Raw genomic sequence first — 20,175 nt, forward strand, 5'->3', positions numbered from 1 at the left:
TCAGGCGATCCCAACGTTTCCATGCAGCGGCGGCTGCGACATACGTCCCGGATCACCACCAACCAACATCTTTAGCTTCAATGTCCATTGGTTCAGCGTCGGCATAACGTCAAAGTCGTTCAAGGCAGCCAAGGACGGCGTCGCCATATTCCGGCGGATAAACTCGCGGCGCTGAGCGGGCAGGTTCTTTGGGCTTACGGCCGAGGAAAAAAAGCAAATGTCCTCGCAGGGATGCGCCCAATATTTGGTAAATACCGCGCTCAACCCAGCCCGGAATGCGATCGGGTCCATTCCCAAACGCACCAATTCATCGGCTGATGCGGCACGATAATAGGAAAGCCCCAATGCATAGAGCAGACCGTCCTCATCGATCAACGGGAACAAACCCCGACCAACCACGCGCAACAAAATTTCCCCCACCAGCGTTCCAGCTGCCTTGGAAAGGTTCGGAAATGCATCCTTGCTTCGGATCACAACGAGCGATCCATAAGGCACATCCGCGTCCAGTTCTTCGGCCAAGATGTCGCCCAGGCAAATCCCCGGAAACGGTTCAACATCTTCGGGCATGGCAGCGGGATCAAAGGACCACCCCTGCATCTCAAAGAATGACGTGTGAACCGGAACAAGCGCCTTAATCCACGTTTTCAGAAGCTGATTATCTACAGCATCACCTAAGCAGCAGGTACCCTTCCAGATACCCCCAATAACAAATTCCTCGTACACCTCGGCCCCCACCTTGGTTATTTTAACCTCAAACCCACCAACGTTGGCGCTTGCGTTGACCCTGGCTGCTACGCGTTTGTGAGTTCTCGCAAGAAGTGTAGAGCGTTTCCATGCATTCGCATAGACTGAAAAGTTAACTTTTTGAAAATTTTTAGCCTATCTTGTTGCGACTAAAGAACTAATACTCAATATCTATGCGCGACGTATATCGGGCGCGATCATTCCGCCTGGTAAAACAACTTGATCGAAATGCGGCGATTTTCTGGGGCAAATAGATCCATTGTGTTGATTGGCTGCGTGTCTGCCACACCCGAAATGCGTAAAAAACGTGCAGATGAGATGCCTGCATCCATCAACGCTCTTCGGGTCGCATTTGCGCGGTCTGCCGACAATTCCCAATTCGAATACCCTGTCGCCGCACCATATGTGGCGGCGTCCGTGTGGCCGACAATCTCGACCGGCTCGGACTGGGTTGCAATGACGCCGCCGATGGCCTGCAACAGCTTAAGGGTTTTCGCGCTGATCTCGGAACTGCCGGTTTCAAACAGCGATCGTTCATCTTGATCCAACACCTGCACGGTTAGCGCGCCGTCCGACTTTTCCAGTCGAACATTTCGCGCCAGATCATGCAGCCCCGTGTCAGAAGTAATACGCTCGGCGATTTCTTCGGCCATGCGATCAATCTCACGGCGACGCAGATCAGCCTCCTGGGCCGCCAAGACATCTGCCGGGTTTGGGGGATCCTGAGGATCAACTGGCTCTTGCGCCTCGGCGGGCTCAGGCGCATCGGCATATTCGACAACGACCTCGGCGGGTCTGTCGCGCAAGCGGCTATCGAACACCATCATCGGATTGTCGCGCCCAAAACTGGGTGTCTTGATGCTGCCGGTATTATCAACGCCACCGGTCAAAACACCGGCTGAGGACAGGGGGCGCAAATCTGCAGCGCTGTCCGAAGCGGCACCACCATCAGACAGGGTCGGGGTAAAGTAATTCGCCAGCCCCCGTAGCTTTTCTTCATCCGACGCAGCAAGAATCCACAGTAACAAGAAAAACGCCATCATGGCGGTCATAAAGTCGGCATATGCCACCTTCCAACCACCACCATGCGACGCATGACTGCCCCCATCATCATAGCGTTTGATGATGACGGTCATGTTTTTCTTATCACTCACAAGGATATCTCCGGACAAGCCATGGATAGAGAAACCGCCAGCTTAAGAAATCTCTGCGTTCTTGCCGGACTTGTCACGGTTGTATTTTCCCAAGCCGGAATTTTTGGCATATTCAGCCTTACGCCTGCTATAACTTGGCGCAACCAGCGGTGTGTCTGGTGGCAGGTCAAACATGACGCGATACTCTGCTTCGGTCAGGCCGTGCTCGGCCCCCAGATGACGCTTGAGCATCTTAAAGCCTTTGCCGCAGCATAGACAAAAGATCGTGTCATCGGTCATTTTCTGTTCGGCAGGTACGGCTGGAATAGCCTTGGGTTTCGGCAGTGCCTGCGCACTGGAGCCAGGCGTAATTGCCATCAGACGTTCAACAAGTGTCACGATATCGTCAATAGAAACATCTGAGCGGCTTGCAAAGCCCGCCGCGATCGACGCAACGCCGCTCTCGCTCAGGCTATTTTTGTTAATAAGGGTAGGCATGAGAAAACTTTCGTTAGATGAGGTAGTTTTGCCTTCTGCAAGTTCAACAAAAGCTCAAAATTGAGCTTTTCTTCATATGACGCAAAGATAAATCCGTCTTTGCAATCTATTCTTAACATGATTCGAAGTGTTTTTGTAACTTTATCAAGTTACGCCAAGCATATTTTCGCCAAAGTAGCGTAGCCGCGTCATGGTTTGGACTGCGGCATCTTTCCGTAAAACGCTGATTTTGATTGCTTTGTTGCGACTTCTGTCGCCGTGGTCTGAGCAATTATTGTGCTGTATAAACCCGTTACACTTAGCCCCGCGACCGCGACCAACGGGATATATAGGTTCCTCAGGGACAATTTTCGCCCGCTTTGCTGGGGCAAGGCAGCAACCACATCGCCCGCATCTGCGGTTCTATCTGCCACATCTGATGCGACAACGTGTGCGCCGAATTCGATAAACACGCCCCGCGGCATCACGGCGACCGTAACCTTGCGGTGGCCGCAATTATCAGAAAACCCCGCAGGGAACAGTTCGGCCGGAATGTCGATAACCATCTGATCTTCGGGACGCCAATGCCCTGGCAGAATATTGCGCGGTATATATACGGACGAAAAATCATCGCGAAACGCGACTTCGCGCGCAAGAGACGGCACCATCGGCAGGGCTTGGTCCCGATTTTCGGCGATACGGATGCGCCCCCCCGCAGGCCACATCTCAAGACCTAAATAGAAACACTCCTCAGGCGCGGCTTCTTCGGCTGAAGCATAACCTTCGGGCAGACCGGATGGTGCCTTGCGTTTCTTACGTGTGCCTTTCGAGGCGAGGGGGAATATCTTGTCCGTGGTCACACGCAGCGCCGGATCGTCTTCGGCCACTTGCCTCGGGCGCATCAGCGCGTCGAAATCCAACCCCTCCTCAAGAGCGAAATTATAGTTAATCAAATAATCCGCCGCGATCTCCTTCAGGTCCTCGCTCCCCTGAATAGCCTTGAGCAGGGCGTTCTCCTCCGAGAACATCAGCCGCCGCTGCGGCTGGCCGGCGACATCCGGGCTTACCGCAAAAGATCCCACGGGACGGTCCAGAATTTCCGCTACGCGCTCAAAAACCGCATCCTCTTCTTCATCATGGAAAACCACAAACTCGCACAGTTCGGCTGCGTCCATACAAACCAGCAACCGCATCTCGGCAGGCCAACCCGGCACCAGAAGGGACAGCTCGGCCGGATCTACAAAATAGGCGAACGCATCCACATCGCGGGCCACTTGCGCATCCTCAGATGTAGAGTTGTTGATCAAAAAATCACTATTCATTGCATAAATCCAAGTTCTTTTCGATATAATACTTGTAGAAACGCCACTACTCAAGGATAAACTAAGAATAGTTTACTTTGGAGGCGCGTACCCCAATGGCACTGTTACTTGGCCTTATTATGGTCTTTGGGTTGGTTTTCGGCGGCTTTATGCTGTCAGGCGGAAATTTGGACATTGTACTGCATGCTCTTCCTTACGAAGGCATGATGATCGGCGGGGCCTCTCTTGGGGCGTTTGTCATTGCGAATTCATTCGCGGTGGTCAAATCGTCTTTTGCCGGGGTGATACGGGTGTTCAAAGGCCCGCACTGGAAGGCCAATGATTACAACGATCTCTTGAACCTGATGTTCGAACTGGCCCGGTTGCACCGGACCAAAGGCATCGTTGCGATGGACGAACACATCGAAAACCCCGAAAACAGCGCGATTTTCCAGCGCTACCCAAGGCTGATGAAGGACCACTTTATTACCGATCTGATTGGTGACAGCTTTCGCATCATGTCGATGCAGTTTGATGACCGCTTTCAGATGGAAGAAGTCATCAACCGCAAAATCAAAAAGCACCACCATGAAACATTGGTGTCGGCGCGCGCCATTCAAAGCATGGCGGACGGCCTGCCTGCGATCGGCATCGTTGCCGCCGTGCTGGGGGTGATTAAAACCATGTCCTCCATCGACAAGCCGCCGGAAATCCTGGGCGCGATGATCGGTGGCGCGCTTGTAGGTACATTCCTTGGGGTTTTCCTTGCTTATTGCTTGGTTCAACCGATTGCGGGGCGCTTGGAACAGATCGAAGAAGAAGACGGCGCGATCTATACAGTAATCCGCGACATCATTGTGGCCATTGTCGCGGGCCACCCGCCCGGCGTCTGCATAGAGCTAGGCCGTGGCAATATCCCCACAACCAAACAACCCGGCTTTTCCAGTGTAGAAGCCTCGCAGCGGGAACTGCCCGTAGTATGAAGCGCTACGCTCTTCTGGCAGTGGTGGCTGTTTGCGCCATGCCAGACATCAGCCATGCCGCAGGGGATGCCGAAACGACGACAAAAGACGCGGAAGCCGTCGCAACAAAGCCACCCTTGCCCGCGTCAATGCAGCGCCATGGGGTGATCGGTCGTGTCCCCCTGCCAGATGGCATGGACATACTGGACGCAGATATCCTTGCGCGGATGCGCGATCGGCTCATCATATTATCGCAGACGCCCAAAGAATGACGGCACGGCGCACCGATGGGCTGGCGGTGTTGGCGCGCCTCAAACGCCATGAGACTGAAAATGTGGCGCTTCAGATGGGTGAGATAAACCGCGCCCTTGGCCTGATTGAGGCCGAACGGCAAGCATTGATGGAGCAATTGAATGAACGCGGTGATCCGGGCGCGGTCGAAGCCACGCGGGTTTTGTCCGATTTTATTCGCAATGTTTCACAAACAATCCAGCACAAGGAAACTGAAGCCCGCCGCCTGCGGGAAAACAGCGCCGACATGCACAACCAGCTGAATGATCTGTTTGCTGAGGCCAAACGTATCGACCTGATCAGGCACCGCCGCGCAGAGGCACGCAAACGCGCGTCAGACGCCGCCGCGACAGCCGCACAAGACGAGGGTTTTCTCTCGATCTGGCTGCAAGATGGGCAAGGGGCCTAACGCGGCACAAACCGGGCGCGGCCAAACTACTTTGCGTCGCGCGAAAGACTGACCTATCATCCAAGAAAATCCACTATAAAGGTTCCGAAATGCTTATCAGGGTCGGCGATGAGCGAACTGCGAATATCGATCTTGCGCTGGCCGGGCTGCTGTCTTCGGTTGCCGGTGCGCTGAACGCGGTCGGGTTCCTGATTGCCGGATCCTTTACTGCGAACATGACCGGCAATATCTCGGCCTTTGCGGATACGCTGGCAGATGGCGCGGTTCTGGTATCGCTGTCCTTTGCGGGTTTGGTTGTCGCATTCATATGCGGCGCGGGTATGGCCGCACTTGCGATACAGACTGGCGAGCGCAAGAAAATACGGTCGATCTATGCTTTGGCGATCACTGCCCAAGCCGTGATCCTGTTGCTGCTCAGCGTTGCATTTGTAATGGCCCCATTTGCCCTGCACGAGACATTTTTGGTTGTGATCCTCAGCTTTGTGATGGGGCTTCAGAATGCTGTTACCACCATGATATCGCGGGCGCGGGTCCGCACGACCCATGTGTCGGGGATGGCCACAGATATCGGAATCGAACTGGCCGCATTGGTGGGCGGGGCTGCATCGCGACGTGACGCGCTTCCCAAGCTGAGCCTGCACAGCCTGACCCTTGCGTGTTTTGCCATGGGCGGCGTCTGCGGTGCGGTTTTGTTTGGGTTTGTGGGCTACTGGCTGTTTGCCATCGCCGCCGCGATCCTTGTGCTGATCGCCGCACCAGAGGCCCTTCGCGCCCATCGGCCCTAGGCACCCGGGGCCGCCCATCTGCTCTATACCGCCAATATTGCCCCCTGCGGGCCAGCTTGCAGCTTGAGCACGCGGTCGGCCAACACATCCGCCTCGTGGATGTCATGCGTCACAAAGAGTGTCGCGGGGCCGGTTTCGGCGATCAGTTCCTTGGTCAGGGTCAACATGGCCCGCCCCGTCTGAGCATCAAGCGAGACAAACGGTTCATCCATAATCAGCATTTCAGGCGCGCCAACAAAGGCACGGGCCAACGACAGCCGGCGCTGCTGGCCCAGTGACAGCTGACCGGGAAAGAGCGCGGCCATCCCCCCCAAGCCCACACGTTCAAGCATGTCCAATGCACGGTCTTTGGGCAGGTTAGGATGAATGATACACAGGTTTTCAAGTGCGGACCGCCATGGCAGCAACGTTGGTTCTTGGAAGACCACCGCCTGTTTTTCAGGTCTGACAACCGTACCACGAAAATCGGAATCAATCCCCGATACAATGCGCAACAGCGTTGATTTACCAATGCCCGACGGCCCGACCAGCGCAATCGTTTGACCATTAGAAACATCGAAACGGATTGACCCCAGAACCGGCGTCGCGCCAAAATTTTTAGACTGGATATCCACCCTGATCATGCGCGCCGCCATCTGCTGACGCGCCGTTCAAGCGGTTGCAGGATCAACCATTCGACCATCAGCATCACGCCGATGAAAGACAACGCATAGACCAACACCATCGCCACATCGAAAAGCTGAAAATACAGATGGATCTGAAAGCCGACCCCAGAGGAACGGCCCAGAAATTCAACCACCAGCACAATCTTCCAGATCACCGCCACACCCGAGCGCGCAGCAGCCGCGATGAAAGGTGCAAGCTGCGGGAACAGCACATGGCGTATACGCGTACGCCACGACATGCGGTACACTTGGCCCAAGGCATCTAGCGCCGGATCACAGGCGCGCGCACCCTCACGCAGCACCACGGCGACGTTCGGCACTTTGTTGAGGGTAACAGCGATGATTGCCGCCGCTTCGGTCAGGCCGATCCACAGATAGCACAGCACGATCAGCACCAGCGCAGGTAAGTTCAGAAAGATCACCAACCACGGGTCCAACCACGCGTTCAGCCGTGGCGACCGCCCCATCGCAATGCCCAGCGACACGCCCAATATCATCGCCAGACAAAACGCCCAGATCACGCGGGATAACGTCGAGCCCAAGTGCTTGATCAGTTCGCCCGAGGCAAATTCCTGCTGCAATGGCCCCAGCAATCCCCAAGGCGGCGGCAGCACTTGCGCATCATTGGTCAGCAGCGCGGCAACTGTCCACAAGGCCAGTAAACCAAGGATCGAAAAGAGCGGCGTAAGGCGCGTATCCGGGCTTTGCATTGCGTATCAGTTTACGTCGGCGAACAGACCGGGAGGCATCGATGTCGCCTTGCCGACAAGCTCGGCACCGCCAAGGGTGTTCATCAGCGTCAGCATCTTATCCACCGATGCAGGGTTTACCGGCGCGCGGTCAGGGATGCCCGCAACCCAGTCCGCCCTCAGTTGGTCAAACTGCGCATCAGTGCTGGCGTTCATGATGGGGCGGATCGCCTCCCACGCGGCGTCAGAGCTGGCCAGCAAGTCCTTGGCGTCGCGGCTGGCATTGAAAAAAGACTGGGCCAGCCCGGGATGCTGCGCCAGAAAGCTATCCTTCATATAGTAGCCTAGCAGTGGCGTATTGGCATCCAGCCCAAGCGCGGCACCGGCCTCTTGAACCGATATCAGCTCTCTCATCCCAGACGCTTTGCTTTTGGCCAGGAAATGCCAAAAATTGATCGCACCGGCATAATCGCCCCCGATCGCCGTCTTAAAAATCAGCGGGGGTGCACCAAAGACTTGTTCTGTCTCAGCCTTGAGGTCAACGCCATAGGTCTGCTGGGCATAGGCACGCAGGATGAGCCATGATTTATCAAGCGGCCCGCCCGCAATGCCGATTTTCCCGCCCCTAAGATCCTTAAGCGTTGTGGCACCGCTGCTTTGAGGCACCACAATCCCACCCACCGCTTTTGAATATGGGATAAAGACATAGTCCTTGCCCGCCGCCCGTTGGCGCGCAACCCATATCCAATCGGCCACGGCCATATCTGCCTCGTTACCCTCTACGGCAATGCGCGTCGCGCCATTGTCGGCAAAGGGCCGAACCTCAAGGATAAAGCCGTGTTTCCTGTCAAACCCGTTCGCAGAGATCGTCGCCAGTTCCCAGTTCAGCGTTCCGATCTTGAGGACGGCAGCACGGAGGCTTGGCAGTTCTTGTGCAAAGGCGGGTGCCGACATCAGCCCCACAAAGGCGCAGACAAGATAGAAAAGTCGCATCGGGTTATCCTTATCGGTGGCTCGGCCTATTCTGCGCGGCGCGCTACCTCGTTCAGGTCCTTATCCAGTTCTATATCAAACTGAAGGCCGCCTTTGCAGATTACATCATCCAACTCGTAGCCGTCATCCTCGACCTCAATATCATCGGGATCCATCTGGCACTCGATCGACGCCAGATAGGCTTCGATCTTTGCCACGGTTCCGGCATCAATTTCGTCGCTGGCCAGCGCAGGCCCCGCGCAACAGACGGCTATCATCATAACAAGTTTTTTCATCTTACCCTCCCAGAGTATCATTGAATAGAAATGGTCACAGATTGGCTGTCGCCCCTGCTGCCAGGAATGCGCAGAACATGGTTGCCCGGCTTGATCGCGATAAAGGACAACTCGACCGTGCCTGCCTTGTCGAATTCAATACTGTCGATGGCCATCGGACGAATTTCGATCTTGTTGATCACGATTTCATTCATCCAGATCGCCCGGAAAAAGCTGGGGCCTTCAACGGCCAGCTCAGCAGACCCATCTGCCGTGATCTCAAGCTTGTAATAGGCCCCGGATTGCAGCTGAACGTCTTCCCCCAAGGGTTGGCCAGAGGCGAGCAACAGGTTGATCGTTTCGCCTCGATTGCATTTTGCTAAAAGCCCGGCAAAGCCCATGTCATCACAAAGCGGCGCGGATATCGCCGGCCCGGCCAATGCGGCGAAAACCGCAGCTATCATTGTCTTTCTCATCGTTACTCTCCCCATTTTTTAGCATTTGCATCCCTTTGGCAGGTCATTTCACCACCACGACGCCCCACGGCTGCTGACCCACTTGGACTGATTTGATGGCTTTTTCCTTGGCGACATCGATCACGGTAATATCGTTGGAATTACCATTGGTGGTCAGCAGGTATTTTTCGTCAGACGTAAAGCCAAGCTGCCAAACCCGCTGGCCGACCAGAATGTAATCCAGCACCTCCAACGTTTCGACATCGACCACAGCCACGCGGTTTGCAGGCCCCAAAGCCACAAACAAGCGCCGCCCGTCTGACGTCACCCGCGCGCCAACAGGTTGCAGCCATTCATCCTGCACACCTGCAACTTCAAAGGTGATCTTGCCCTTAACTGTCGGGGTTCCATCCTCGGCGATATCCATCACCGTTACGGTGCCGCCGATCTCGGACGTGACGAAAAGCAGTTTACCGTCCGCAGAATATTGCGCGTAACGCGGGCGCTGATCGACCAGCACGTTATGCTTGATCTTGTAGTCATCCGTCGAAATGAAATGCGCCATATTGGTGGTCTCGGATGTGTTCACCACGAACTTGCCATCCGGGCTTAGCCCCATGCCCTCTGGCTCTACACCGACAGGAACTTCAGCGATCACCGTACGGGTCTCTGTGTCGGTCACCGTCACCAGATTATCGTCTTCATTCGCGATGTACAGCCGCTTGCCGGTTTGCTCGAGCACGAACAATTCGGGGTCAGGGCCGGAGGGCAGGCTGGGCAGTTCTTCATAGGTGTTTGCATCAAACACCCGCACCAGACTGTCATCCGAGGCACATACGTAGATCTTGGTCCCATCCGGGCTGGCCGTGATCCCGCGCGGTCTGTTTCCGGCGAAAAACTCGTGCACGACTTCCCATGTGGCTGTATCCACAACACTAATCGTGTTGCCGCGTTCGTTAGATACAAACGCCTTTTCCGCCATCACAGGAAAACCGGGCAGCAGGGCTAAAACCGTCGCTAAAAACAGATGTCTCATGGCAAACTCCAATTAGTTAAATGCGGTGCAGGCGGATTCAGGTCGGTCCAAACCCAACGTATCAAGCGGTGAATTTTGGTGTAGGAAGCCCTCTTGCGGGCTGACACTAACCGTAATGGACCCGTCATACAGAAGGACCGGTTGGCGCAATTGACCATTCCAATCGCGAAAGGTCACTTTTTGCCCCTTGAACGCTGCCAGCTCGAACTCATCCGAAATCGCGTAATCTCGCACCGCTGTCGGATCGGCGCTTGAGGTACGGGTGACCGCCTCTCCGATGATCCGCAGGGCCAGCCAGACATTGTAATCCTCGGGCTTGATATAGCGCCCGGTCAGTTCCTCGAAGCGGGTGTGAAACTGCGTGGCACCCCATGCCTCGTGCGCACCATGAAATGTTACGGGGACCAACCCGCCAGACCCTAAAACCGGGCGGGGCGTCCACAAATGATAGCTTAGGTAGCGGGCGAAGTAATCCGTTTCATCGGCCGCAATGACGACGTCATGTTCTGCAGCACCTTGGGTGAACGCAGGCAATTGCCGCTGCACCAGTACATGGCCGGAATCCGTGCGCCGCGACCCGCCGCTATCCTCAAAAGAACGCTCTTCGGTGATCTTGGCCCCGAACTTGCGGGCCGCTTTGCGATAAGCATCTGCCAGCGCGATATCTTGCGGGTTTGATCCCGAAATCAGGAACCAGTTGCGCCATTTTTTCCAGACAGCAAACTGCGCCACCGTGTCTGCCATCACGCCATGCGACGGTGCCACATGCAGCAAGTTGGCGCGGCACCCCTCGCTGCGCAGATCATTGTCAGGCGCGGTTGCATTAAACACCAGCGCGCCGTTTTGCGCTGCCTTGTCCGCAAGGCGCAGCAGATCATCCTTGCGCGCTGCGATCACGATCAGCCGGATCCCATCGGCCAATATATCCTCTAACGCGCTGTCAGCCTCGGCAGGCGGCACCGCGCGCGATAGTGTCTCGTAGTTGTGACCCAGAAAACTACCTGTTGTCCCGTTATCCTCGTCCGCCAACGCGGCCCCGGCAAAGCCGAGATCCGAGGGGCGCAAATCATAGCGGCTGATGGGCAGCAAGCTGGGGTAATCGATACGCAGCACAGCCGCCTTCACCTCAACGGCGCTTGCCATTTGGGTCGATAGAAATAGGGCAACCGCAGCTGCAAACAGCGTGTGAAGTTTCAAGACTAAGACCTCCCTTCCCGATCAGGTTGTTTCGGGTTCTTGCACTACGCATTGGTTGCAGAGGCGTGTGAACCGATACTTTTGGCCGGGTTGTGACAATCAGCCTAACAGGGCCACGATAGAGCTCGACTCTTATTTTATAAGAACGGTGTTATGCGGCTAACCTTATGTTTTCATCTGCTTTGGTGACATGAGCGACGCAGTGTGCGCGATGGTAGAAAAAACAGCTTTTAGTGGAGGAGCAGTAATGCAAAAGCGGAAATTCCTGATGATCTTGGCGGCGGCATCACTGCTGCCCGTCGTGGCCCAAGCCCACGGACCGACACGGCAAAAGGTCACCGTCACCGTAGAGGTCGCCGCAGATCCCGCCACCGTTTGGGCCACCGTTGGAAATTTTCAGGACATGTCCTGGCATCCCGCTGTTCGATCCTCGGTCGGGGAAAACGGCAATGACGTTGATGCGACCCGCATGCTGACATTAGCCGCAGACGGCGACCCGACAATTTCCGAAATTCTGTACAAACACAGCGATAAGAAGATGAGCTATTCCTACCGGATCACCGATGTACTGGTCGAGGTTTTGCCGGTGACGAATTATTCGTCGCACCTGACGGTCAAACCCCGGGACGGGGGCGGGTCGCTGGTGGAATGGCGCGGGGCCTTTTATCGCGGTTACCCCAACAATGATCCGCCGGAAAACCTGAACGACGCGGCAGCAATTGCTGCCGTGACCGGTGTGTATCAAACCGGCCTGGACGCATTGGTCGAGAAATTCGGTGCGCCTGCCAGTTAGATTGGTCGCTGCGGCGGGTTTTGCCCTTGTTGCAACGCCAGCAATCGCAGGGGATCTGGCCTTTGTGACCTGCCAAAATGGCGATGGTGTCAGCCTGCTTGATCTGGACGCTGGTACGCAAATTACGCAGTGGTCCGTACTCGGCAAGCCGGCAGGCGTCGCGGTGGCGGGCGCGGATGTTTTCACCGTCGCACCCGACAGCAAAACCGTGCGGCGCCATACGGCGGCAACGGGCAAGATCACAGCCGAAATCCAGCTGGATGGCGGGCCGATTGGTGTCGCATATGACCACGAGCGCGGAAGGCTGTTTGTATCTGATTGGTACAACGCGCGAATTTGGGTTTTGGCAGAGCACGATTTGGCGCATTTGACTGACATACCCACTGGTGCGGCCCCTGCCGGGCTGGCCCTGTCGGATGATGGCCGGTTTCTTGCCTCTGCTGACAGGGATTCGGATCAGGTCTCGATCTTTGATGCGGATACCCTGACCCTACACCGCCGCATCGATGTGGGCAGCCGCCCCTTCGGACTTCGCTTTGCCCCGGATGGCCGATTGTTTGTTGCTAATGTGGGCAGCAATGACGTGACGGTTATTGGCCCGCAGATGGACAAAACAGTCGCCACCTTTGCCGTGGAGGAGCGGCCCTATGGCGTTGCCTTTGCCCACGGTCGGGTCTTTGTCACCAATCAATATGCCGACACGGTCAGCGTCGTTGACACCAACACATTCCAGACCATCGCCACCCTACCATCCGGCGAATACCCCGAAGGGGTCGACACAAGCACCGACAACCGATCCATCATTGTCGCCAATTGGTTCGACAATTCAGTCACAATAATCGACGCAGTAACGCTTTCTGTGATAAAAGAGATCGAGACCTGCGATGGTCCCCGCGCTTTCGGGGAGTTTGTTCAGAGGGATTTCAGATGAAGCGAATTGCCTTGGCTGCCGCCTTGATCTGCGTAACCGCGCTGCCTGTCGTTGCCAGCGGCGACGCATGGGACGCCGTCAAAACCCAGCTTTATGGTGAACGCACCATGCTAGACGGTGCACAGTTCATTTCGATCGATGCACCCTACCGCACACCGGATGATGCGCGTGCAAACCTGGCCGCGCAGATTGTGGCACCGCAGGGTGTGAACCTTGGCAAAATCACCGTTGTTCTGGATGAAAACCCGATGCCGGTTTCGGCGATTTTTGTCCTGAATACACCGCAGCCAAGTTTCTATTTCGACATCACCATGCGCGTGAACGGGCCGACCCCGCTGCATGTGATTGCAGAAACCACAGACGGTCGGCTGTTTGTCACAGAAACCTTTGTTAAGACATCCGGCACGGGGGCCTGCGCGGCCCCACCCGGCACCGATACCGAGCTTGCCCTGGCGACGCTGGGTCAGATGAATATCAGCGTTTCGAACAAAAAGCCGGGGTTCGCCGGTGGTGCGCTGACCAGTCTGGCGTCACGTTTGGGCCGGATGGATGTAGATATTTCGCACCCGTCATTGTCTGGCATGCAGATGGACCAAATATCGCTTTTGTTTATTCCCATGCGCTATGTTGAAAAGGTCGAGATTGATTTGGACGGCGCGGGTTTTGTGGATATGACCGGATCAATCTCATTGTCTGAAAACCCGCGTGTCGGGTTGGCCGTTCCGCAAAGCACCCGGTCTGTCGATGTCACCATGACCGATACAGGCGGCACCGTCAGCACAGCGCACAAGGACCTTGCCGGTTTCTGATCACTGCGTTTGTGGCTGACCCGGTGCAGGGGTAATCGTTTCAAGCGGATAGTCCCATAATGCCCACCCATCGGTGCCGTCGGGCAGCCAGTAGACCGATGTATATCCCCATTCGATGGCACGTTTGGCGGCGTTCCAGCTCATCCAGCATTCTTCGAGGCAAAAGAAAACAACCGGATGTGCCGTGTCGCCTTGCACCGCCTCGTTCAATCCGGTGCGAAAGTATTCCTCTGTCACATCGGCAATCGCACCGTAGCCCACATTAGGCAGCCATATCGCACCGGGGATCGAGTGACGCGGTTTATCGCGCCAGATCGTACCTTTGGGCAGGTTGTTAGGTTTGGGCGGTTGCGGCAATACATCAACAAACGCGGCTTTGCTGGCGCGCCACATATCATATGCTTCTTCCGGCCCCACGACCGTCCCGCCGGACAGCACATTGGGGACCGGGCTTCGATAATGGTCCATACGGTAGTCTGAGGGTTCCGGCACCGGCTGCGCCACCACGCCGGTCTGAGGCAAGATTGAAAGCACTGCGATTGCCAAAATCCGTTTCAATTCGAAACCTCCAGAACCTCCGTTCCAAGATCGTTCACCAATGGCACCCCGGCGTTATGAAGCAACGTGTTGATTTCACCCTGATTGCGCCGGATCAGTGAATTCAGCTTGCGTTGCCAGACTTTCTCGCCCTGACGCACACCCATGGTAATCCGGTAAAACAGACGGGGCGGCAGTTGCTCTTTTATCAGGGGAACCAGCTTGAAATCGGGGTGATCACTATGGACAAGCGGGCCACCCAATGGCCCCCACAGGATCGCCGCATCAATATCGCCGCTCTCCAAATCCGACAGCATATCTTGAGCGGGGTTTTCGTGGCGCCGGTCGACCACCAGATTGTAGGGTTTGGCTTTGCCGATCAAACCGTTACGCGCCATATGCGCCGATGGCGGCGTGCCCGCAATAATGCCAATACGCCGCCCCTTGAGCGCCGGATCAGCCAGCGTTTCCACCCCTGCCAAATCACTGTCGTTGGGGACAATCAAAACGTAGACAGATGTGAAGTAGTGGTTGGTATTCAGTACCAGTTCGTGGCCCTGTGCATATGCAATCACCAGATCGCATTTCTTGGCACCCAGCGAATTGCGGATAAAGCCCGTCGCCATCGGATACCACGTGTATTGCAGCGGCAGGTCCAGCTTGCTGGCGACAAGTTTCGCCAGATCATTCTCGAAACCCGTCTCATCCTTGGATGACATGGGATAGTTCGCCGGGTCCGCACAAACCCGCAACGCATTGCCAGACACCAGATCAGATGTTTGCGCCTGCACCTCACCAATATTGGTGACCCCCAAAACAAGGGTCACCCAAAGGGCTAAAAATCTATGACCCCAAGCACGCATTTTCAGCTTCGCGAATTGCATCATGTTTGGGTTCTTTCTTGCGGGGTCTGCCGCGCGGCACAACCTCGGCACCGCGTGCCTTGAGGTAAACATAGATGTCATCAAGATAACACATCACATTGGGGTTGTTTCCAAAGGATGGCATCACCGAATTTTCCGCAGCACCAACGCGCGTGCGTCCATTCACGACGACATCCACAAAATCATAATAGTCCATGTCGATGGCCGATGCCTTCAGCGCCGGAGCATAAGATGATCCTTCGCCCTCGGGTCCGTGGCAGACATGGCATTCGGAATGATAGCGGCGAAAGCCCGAATAGGTAGGCCAGTCAATGGTCCCATCTTCCTGAACGTTATACGTCGGCACATCATCTTCGGTAAAATACTTGCCGTCCTCGTTATAGACGGCCGTCAGGTTATCTATCTCCTCGGCGGAGGCCATTTGCGATATGCCTGCTGCAAGGAACAAGGCCAACAATCTTACTGTGGTGTTCATTCGTCTCGCCTTTTTCATGTTGATGCAGGCGCGACCGCAAAGTCGCGCCTGCCTGGTTGTTTTGGTGTATCAGTTCGGCAGTGCGAACACTGTCAGCTGTCCACCCAACGCGGTGTAATCGCTAAGCGCGGCATACCCGCCCACAGCACCCAAACCATCGTTGGGGTTGGTCAGACCAGCCGCCAGACCGATGCCAGCCCAGCCACCAACACCTGACAAGATGCCGATATACTGCTTGCCGCGATGCTCGTAGGTCATCACGTTACCGATGATGCCCGACGGGGTTTTGAACTTGTACAGTTCCTCGCCGGTGTCTGCGTGCACAGCCTTCAGATACCCTTCGAGTGTGCCGTAGAACACCACGTCACCCGCCGTTGCCAAAGGACCGGACCACACCGAGAACTGCTCGGGCAGCGACCATTTGATCTCGCCTTTGGTGTTGTCCCACGCGATGAAGTTACCCATGCCGCCATGGCTGTCAGGGGCAGGATACATCGCCAATGTGGCACCCACATAAGGCTGACCAGCGGTATAGCTGACGCGGAATGGCTCATAGTCCATACACACGTGGTTGGTCGGCACATACATCAGCTCGGTTTTTGGCGAATAGGCCGCAGGTTGCTGATCCTTGGACCCAAGGGCCGCAGGGCAGATACCAGTCGAGTTAACGTCTTCGCCATTCTGCTCGGTCGAGTATTGGGCGACAACCGCAGGACGGCCATATGTATCCGAGTTTGGATCCATATCAACGCCTGTGGTCCAGTTCACAGCTGGGTCGAACTTCTCGGCAACCAACAGCTCACCAGATACGCGATCCATGGTATAGCCCAGACCGTTACGGTCAAAGTGGGTCAAGAGCTTGCGCTCCACGCCATCAATTTCCTGCTCCGAAAGGATCATTTCGTTGATGCCGTCAAAGTCCCACTCGTCATGCGGGGTCATTTGGTAGAACCACTTGGCCATGCCTGTATCGATATCGCGGGCCATGATTGTCATCGACCAGCGGTTATCACCTGGACGCTGAGCAGGGTTCCATGTGGATGGGTTACCGGTGCCATAATAGAACAGGTTCTCGTCCATATCAGCCGAGTACCAGCCCCATGTGGTGCCGCCACCGATCTTCCATTGATCGCCTTCCCAGGTGTTCGTGCCCGAGTTTTCGCCAACCGGCTGACCCAAGTGCGTGGTGTTCACCGGATCAACAAGGATGTCGCTGTCTGGCCCCATCGAATAGGCACGCCATTCTTGTGCGCCCGTTTCCATGTTATACGCAGTCACAGACCCGCGTACACCAAACTCACCACCCGAAATGCCGACAATGATTTTGTCTTTTACGGGCAGAACCGTGGCAGTGTTGGTTTCGCCAATCGACGCGTCACCGTTTTGAACTTCCCAGACGACATCGCCGTTATTGGCATCCAGTGCCACAACCTTGGTGTCCGCCTGATGCAAGAAGATCTTGCCGTTCGCATATGCCACACCGCGGTTCACAGTGTCACAACACATGACCGGGATAACATCCGGGTCCTGCTTGGGTTCGTATTTCCAAACGATCTTGCCGTCTTGGGCAAGGTCCAGAGCATACACGATATTTGGGAACGGTGTATGGACATACATCATATCCCCGATCACCAGCGGCGAACCTTCGTGTCCGCGCAAAACACCGGTGGAGAACGTCCATGCAACCTGCAGGTCATCAACGTTGTCGGCGTTGATTTCGTCCAGCTGCGAATAGCGTTGGTTTTTGTAGTCGCCGGTTTGAATTGCCCATTGAGCAGAGTTGCTCATCTGGGTCATCAGATCGTCGTTTGCAGATGCCATACCGGCAACACAAACGGCAATCCCGGCCGTTAAAAGCGATAGCCTTTTCATCAAAGTACCTCCCTAGTATGCGGCGGTATTGCCGCTAAATGACGCCCGGTCCCAACACAGGGAAAGACATCAGTTCTTCTCCGTTCGCCCTAATTGAGCCTGGGCAATACGAGGAAACTCTGGTCTCACGATCCTCCGTCTTCAAAGCTCGCGAGATACGCAATTATGTTCATTCGGTCTTTTTCCTTACGCAGCCCGGCAAAGGACATCTTTGTCCCTTTGGCGTAGGCGCGCGGCTTTTCCAGAAACGCTGCCAGTTCTTCTGGGGTCCAGGTTTTCCCGGCTTCGCCCATGTCGGTCAGAACAGAAGAATATTTAAAGTCCGGCACGGACGCGACAGCGCGCCCCACGATCCCGTTCAGGATAGGGCCAACCTTGTTTTCAGCGTCTGCCCCCACGGCGTGACAGGCCTTGCATTTGCGGAAAACCTTTTCACCCTTGGCAGCATCGGCAAATGCACCAGCGGGGAGCATCGTCAAAAGGGTAACAGCAGCAATTCTTTTCAACATATCAAGCCTTTCTGGGCCTTTCGTTACTTAACTAGTTCAGACGTCCGGCGTGCCATGCCACATGGTCACCGGCGAAACTGTTCACAAAGAAATACGAATGATCGTATCCGTCTTGTATGCGCACCTGCCCGGGCTGCCTGCGACGGGCCATCATGTCTGCAAGCGCCTCGGGTTTCAGCAGATCCAGAAACTGATCCTGTGATCCCTGATCGACCAACAGGTCACCCTTCCAGCCATGCTCTTGCAGCAGCAAAGTCGCATCGTACTCGGCCCACGTGCTCTCATCATCGCCCAGATATGCGCTAAACTGCTTTCGACCCCAATCAGATTGGGTTGGATGCGCGATCGGCGCAAAGGCCGACAGCGATTCAAACAGATCGGCGTTGCGAATGGCGATCGTGATCGCGCCAAGGCCACCCATCGAATGGCCTGTAATGCCATGTCGATCCTGCACCGGCAGGTTCGACATCACGACCGACCGCAGCTCGTTCACGATGTAATCATACATCCTATAGTGGCTTTTCCACGGATCACGGGTGGCATTAACGTAAAAACCCGCGCCTTGACCCAGATCGTATGATTCATCGTCGCTGACACCGGCCCCGCGCGGCGATGTGTCGGGAAAGATCACCGCCAACCCGTGTTTTGCAGCATGTTCCTGAAAACCCGCCTTGGTCATCGCATTTTCATGGGTGCAGGACAGGCCACTAAGATACCATAAAACCGGCACGGGGCCAAATTCGACCTGCGGCGGCAGATAGGCCGCAAAGGTCATCTCGCATCCGCAGGTGTTCGAAGGGTGCTTGAACACCTTCTGGCTCCCCCCAAAGCTCCGGTTTTCCGAGATCAGCTCCATATTTTTCAAAACTCCACGACGGCGCGGATTGATTTGCCTTGGTGCATCAGGTCGAAGCCGTGGTTGATGTCGTCCAGCGTCAGTTTGTGGGTGATCATCGGGTCGATCTCGATCTTGCCGTTCATGTACCAGTCCACGATTTTGGGAACATCGGTGCGGCCCTTGGCCCCGCCAAATGCGGTCCCGCGCCAGACACGACCTGTGACCAGTTGAAACGGCCGGGTCGAGATTTCGGCACCTGCGGGGGCGACCCCGATGATGATGCTTTCACCCCAGCCCTTATGCGCCGCCTCAAGCGCCTGGCGCATGACTTTGGTGTTGCCGGTGGCGTCGAAGGTGTAATCGGCACCGCCCTTGGTCAGCTCAACCAGATGGGCCACCATGTCGCCGTCAACCTTGGTCGGGTTCACGAAATCGGTCATGCCGAAATAGCGGCCGGTTTCTTCCTTGTCGTCGTTCAGATCGACGCCCACGATTTGATCCGCGCCGGCCAGACGCAGCCCTTGGATTACGTTCAGGCCAATGCCGCCCAACCCGAAGACAACGCAGCGCGCGCCGATCTCGACTTTGGCGGTGTTGATAACCGCGCCAATGCCCGTGGTAACGCCGCAGCCGATATAGCAGATTTTATCGAACGGCGCGTCCTTGCGGACTTTAGCCAGCGCGATTTCGGGGACAACCGTGTGATTGGCAAAGGTCGAGCACCCCATGTAGTGGTGGATCGGCGTGCCATCGAGCATCGAAAATCGCGTGGTGCCGTCGGGCAGCAGGCCCTGGCCTTGGGTGACGCGAATGGCCTGGCACAGGTTGGTTTTGCCTGACAGGCAATATTCGCATTCGCGGCATTCAGGGGTGTAGAGCGGGATCACGTGATCGCCGACCTCAAGCGTGGTCACACCCTCGCCGACCTCCATCACGATGCCTGCGCCCTCGTGGCCCAGAATGGCGGGAAAAATCCCTTCGGGATCATCGCCCGAACGGGTGAATTCATCGGTGTGACACAGGCCCGTGGCCTTCATCTCAACCAAAACCTCGCCCCGCTTGGGACCCTCAAGGTTCACCTCCATGACCTCAAGCGGTTTACCCGCCTCAACAGCTACTGCCGCCCGTGTTCTCAT

Annotated in this window: 25 protein-coding genes; 7 read left to right on the forward strand and 18 right to left on the reverse strand. The window is 55.9% G+C overall.

Translation table 11 applies throughout. The annotated features are described in order from the left end of the window. The 4 genes from BM347_RS14940 to BM347_RS14955 form a co-directional block, all read right to left on the reverse strand. Positions 1-567: a hypothetical protein gene (locus BM347_RS14940; protein ID WP_175498596.1), complete on the reverse strand. Its 567-nt coding sequence runs from the start codon at positions 565-567 to the stop codon at positions 1-3. Positions 568-941: 374 nt separating this feature from the next. Beyond that, on the reverse strand, positions 942-1,898 hold the full coding sequence (locus BM347_RS14945) for a flagellar motor protein MotB (protein WP_139226503.1): 957 nt from the start codon (positions 1,896-1,898) through the stop codon (positions 942-944). Positions 1,899-1,940: 42 nt separating this feature from the next. Further along, positions 1,941-2,375, reverse strand: coding sequence for a Ros/MucR family transcriptional regulator (locus BM347_RS14950; protein ID WP_093917299.1), 435 nt, complete (start codon positions 2,373-2,375; stop codon positions 1,941-1,943). A gap of 188 nt (positions 2,376-2,563) precedes the next feature. Further along, the gene (locus BM347_RS14955) at positions 2,564-3,676 is read right to left on the reverse strand and encodes a hypothetical protein (protein ID WP_093917300.1); all 1,113 of its coding nucleotides are present in this window, start codon (positions 3,674-3,676) and stop codon (positions 2,564-2,566) included. A gap of 95 nt (positions 3,677-3,771) precedes the next feature. Between BM347_RS14955 and motA the strand changes: the two genes are divergently transcribed. The 4 genes from motA to BM347_RS14975 all read left to right on the forward strand — a co-directional run bounded on the left by motA (position 3,772) and on the right by BM347_RS14975 (position 6,102). Continuing rightward, a complete protein-coding gene (gene motA / locus BM347_RS14960) occupies positions 3,772-4,638 on the forward strand; it encodes a flagellar motor stator protein MotA (protein ID WP_093917301.1) in 867 nt (288 codons plus the stop codon). After that, complete coding sequence (locus BM347_RS14965) at positions 4,635-4,889, forward strand: hypothetical protein (protein ID WP_139226505.1); 255 nt, start codon at positions 4,635-4,637, stop codon at positions 4,887-4,889. The genes motA and BM347_RS14965 overlap by 4 nt, the downstream gene beginning before the upstream one ends. Next, a complete protein-coding gene (locus BM347_RS14970) occupies positions 4,886-5,317 on the forward strand; it encodes a hypothetical protein (protein WP_093917303.1) in 432 nt (143 codons plus the stop codon). Before BM347_RS14965 ends, BM347_RS14970 begins: the two co-directional genes overlap by 4 nt. 89 nt (positions 5,318-5,406) lie before the next feature. Beyond that, positions 5,407-6,102: a YoaK family protein gene (locus BM347_RS14975; protein WP_093917304.1), complete on the forward strand. Its 696-nt coding sequence runs from the start codon at positions 5,407-5,409 to the stop codon at positions 6,100-6,102. Positions 6,103-6,125: 23 nt separating this feature from the next. Here the strand turns inward: BM347_RS14975 and BM347_RS14980 are convergent, their stop codons facing one another. From BM347_RS14980 to BM347_RS15010, 7 genes are read right to left on the reverse strand one after another with little or no spacing between them, the layout of a single operon-like run. Then, positions 6,126-6,725, reverse strand: coding sequence for an ABC transporter ATP-binding protein (locus tag BM347_RS14980; protein ID WP_093917335.1), 600 nt, complete (start codon positions 6,723-6,725; stop codon positions 6,126-6,128). Further along, positions 6,722-7,477: an ABC transporter permease gene (locus BM347_RS14985; RefSeq protein WP_093917305.1), complete on the reverse strand. Its 756-nt coding sequence runs from the start codon at positions 7,475-7,477 to the stop codon at positions 6,722-6,724. The genes BM347_RS14980 and BM347_RS14985 overlap by 4 nt, the downstream gene beginning before the upstream one ends. 6 nt (positions 7,478-7,483) lie before the next feature. Further along, positions 7,484-8,449: an ABC transporter substrate-binding protein gene (locus tag BM347_RS14990; RefSeq protein ID WP_093917306.1), complete on the reverse strand. Its 966-nt coding sequence runs from the start codon at positions 8,447-8,449 to the stop codon at positions 7,484-7,486. A gap of 26 nt (positions 8,450-8,475) precedes the next feature. Continuing rightward, positions 8,476-8,724 (reverse strand): PepSY domain-containing protein, encoded by a 249-nt coding sequence (locus BM347_RS14995; RefSeq protein WP_093917307.1) that lies wholly within the window; start codon positions 8,722-8,724, stop codon positions 8,476-8,478. A gap of 17 nt (positions 8,725-8,741) precedes the next feature. Beyond that, entirely contained in the window at positions 8,742-9,179 is a 438-nt protein-coding gene (locus tag BM347_RS15000) for a cupredoxin domain-containing protein (RefSeq protein WP_093917308.1), read from the reverse strand. Between the two features lie 43 nt (positions 9,180-9,222). Beyond that, positions 9,223-10,194 (reverse strand): YVTN family beta-propeller repeat protein, encoded by a 972-nt coding sequence (locus BM347_RS15005; protein ID WP_093917309.1) that lies wholly within the window; start codon positions 10,192-10,194, stop codon positions 9,223-9,225. A 12-nt stretch (positions 10,195-10,206) separates the two neighbouring features. Continuing rightward, positions 10,207-11,337, reverse strand: a complete 1,131-nt coding sequence (locus tag BM347_RS15010) for an ABC transporter substrate-binding protein (RefSeq protein ID WP_093917310.1) — start codon at positions 11,335-11,337, stop codon at positions 10,207-10,209. 301 nt (positions 11,338-11,638) lie between these two features. Here BM347_RS15010 and BM347_RS15015 point away from each other — a divergent pair, with 301 nt between their 5' ends. From BM347_RS15015 to BM347_RS15025, 3 genes are read left to right on the forward strand one after another with little or no spacing between them, the layout of a single operon-like run. Further along, positions 11,639-12,184, forward strand: a complete 546-nt coding sequence (locus BM347_RS15015; protein WP_093917311.1) for an SRPBCC family protein — start codon at positions 11,639-11,641, stop codon at positions 12,182-12,184. Next, positions 12,168-13,115, forward strand: coding sequence for a YncE family protein (locus tag BM347_RS15020; RefSeq protein ID WP_093917312.1), 948 nt, complete (start codon positions 12,168-12,170; stop codon positions 13,113-13,115). The genes BM347_RS15015 and BM347_RS15020 overlap by 17 nt, the downstream gene beginning before the upstream one ends. Continuing rightward, a complete protein-coding gene (locus BM347_RS15025) occupies positions 13,112-13,924 on the forward strand; it encodes a quinoprotein dehydrogenase-associated SoxYZ-like carrier (protein ID WP_093917313.1) in 813 nt (270 codons plus the stop codon). The genes BM347_RS15020 and BM347_RS15025 overlap by 4 nt, the downstream gene beginning before the upstream one ends. On the opposite strand, the gene BM347_RS15030 is transcribed toward BM347_RS15025, so the two are convergent. The 7 genes from BM347_RS15030 to BM347_RS15060 all read right to left on the reverse strand — a co-directional run. Then, entirely contained in the window at positions 13,925-14,458 is a 534-nt protein-coding gene (locus BM347_RS15030; protein ID WP_281247865.1) for a PQQ-dependent catabolism-associated CXXCW motif protein, read from the reverse strand. Positions 14,459-14,478: 20 nt separating this feature from the next. Next, positions 14,479-15,345 (reverse strand): substrate-binding domain-containing protein, encoded by an 867-nt coding sequence (locus BM347_RS15035; protein ID WP_425442470.1) that lies wholly within the window; start codon positions 15,343-15,345, stop codon positions 14,479-14,481. Continuing rightward, positions 15,305-15,820, reverse strand: coding sequence for a c-type cytochrome, methanol metabolism-related (locus tag BM347_RS15040; RefSeq protein ID WP_093917316.1), 516 nt, complete (start codon positions 15,818-15,820; stop codon positions 15,305-15,307). Before BM347_RS15040 ends, BM347_RS15035 begins: the two co-directional genes overlap by 41 nt. 69 nt (positions 15,821-15,889) lie before the next feature. Further along, positions 15,890-17,692, reverse strand: a complete 1,803-nt coding sequence (locus BM347_RS15045; protein WP_093917317.1) for a methanol/ethanol family PQQ-dependent dehydrogenase — start codon at positions 17,690-17,692, stop codon at positions 15,890-15,892. A gap of 125 nt (positions 17,693-17,817) precedes the next feature. Continuing rightward, positions 17,818-18,201: a c-type cytochrome gene (locus BM347_RS15050; protein ID WP_093917318.1), complete on the reverse strand. Its 384-nt coding sequence runs from the start codon at positions 18,199-18,201 to the stop codon at positions 17,818-17,820. 31 nt (positions 18,202-18,232) lie between these two features. Continuing rightward, positions 18,233-19,057 carry an S-formylglutathione hydrolase gene (fghA, locus tag BM347_RS15055; RefSeq protein WP_093917319.1) on the reverse strand — a complete coding sequence of 275 codons (825 nt, stop codon included), beginning with the start codon at positions 19,055-19,057 and terminating at the stop codon, positions 18,233-18,235. A gap of 5 nt (positions 19,058-19,062) precedes the next feature. Next, a partial coding sequence (locus tag BM347_RS15060; RefSeq protein ID WP_093914399.1) for an S-(hydroxymethyl)glutathione dehydrogenase/class III alcohol dehydrogenase occupies positions 19,063-20,175 on the reverse strand: 1,113 nt, incomplete at its 5' end.

Origin of the sequence: Sulfitobacter marinus (genome assembly GCF_900116285.1) — a bacterium.
Taxonomy (GTDB): domain Bacteria; phylum Pseudomonadota; class Alphaproteobacteria; order Rhodobacterales; family Rhodobacteraceae; genus Sulfitobacter; species Sulfitobacter marinus.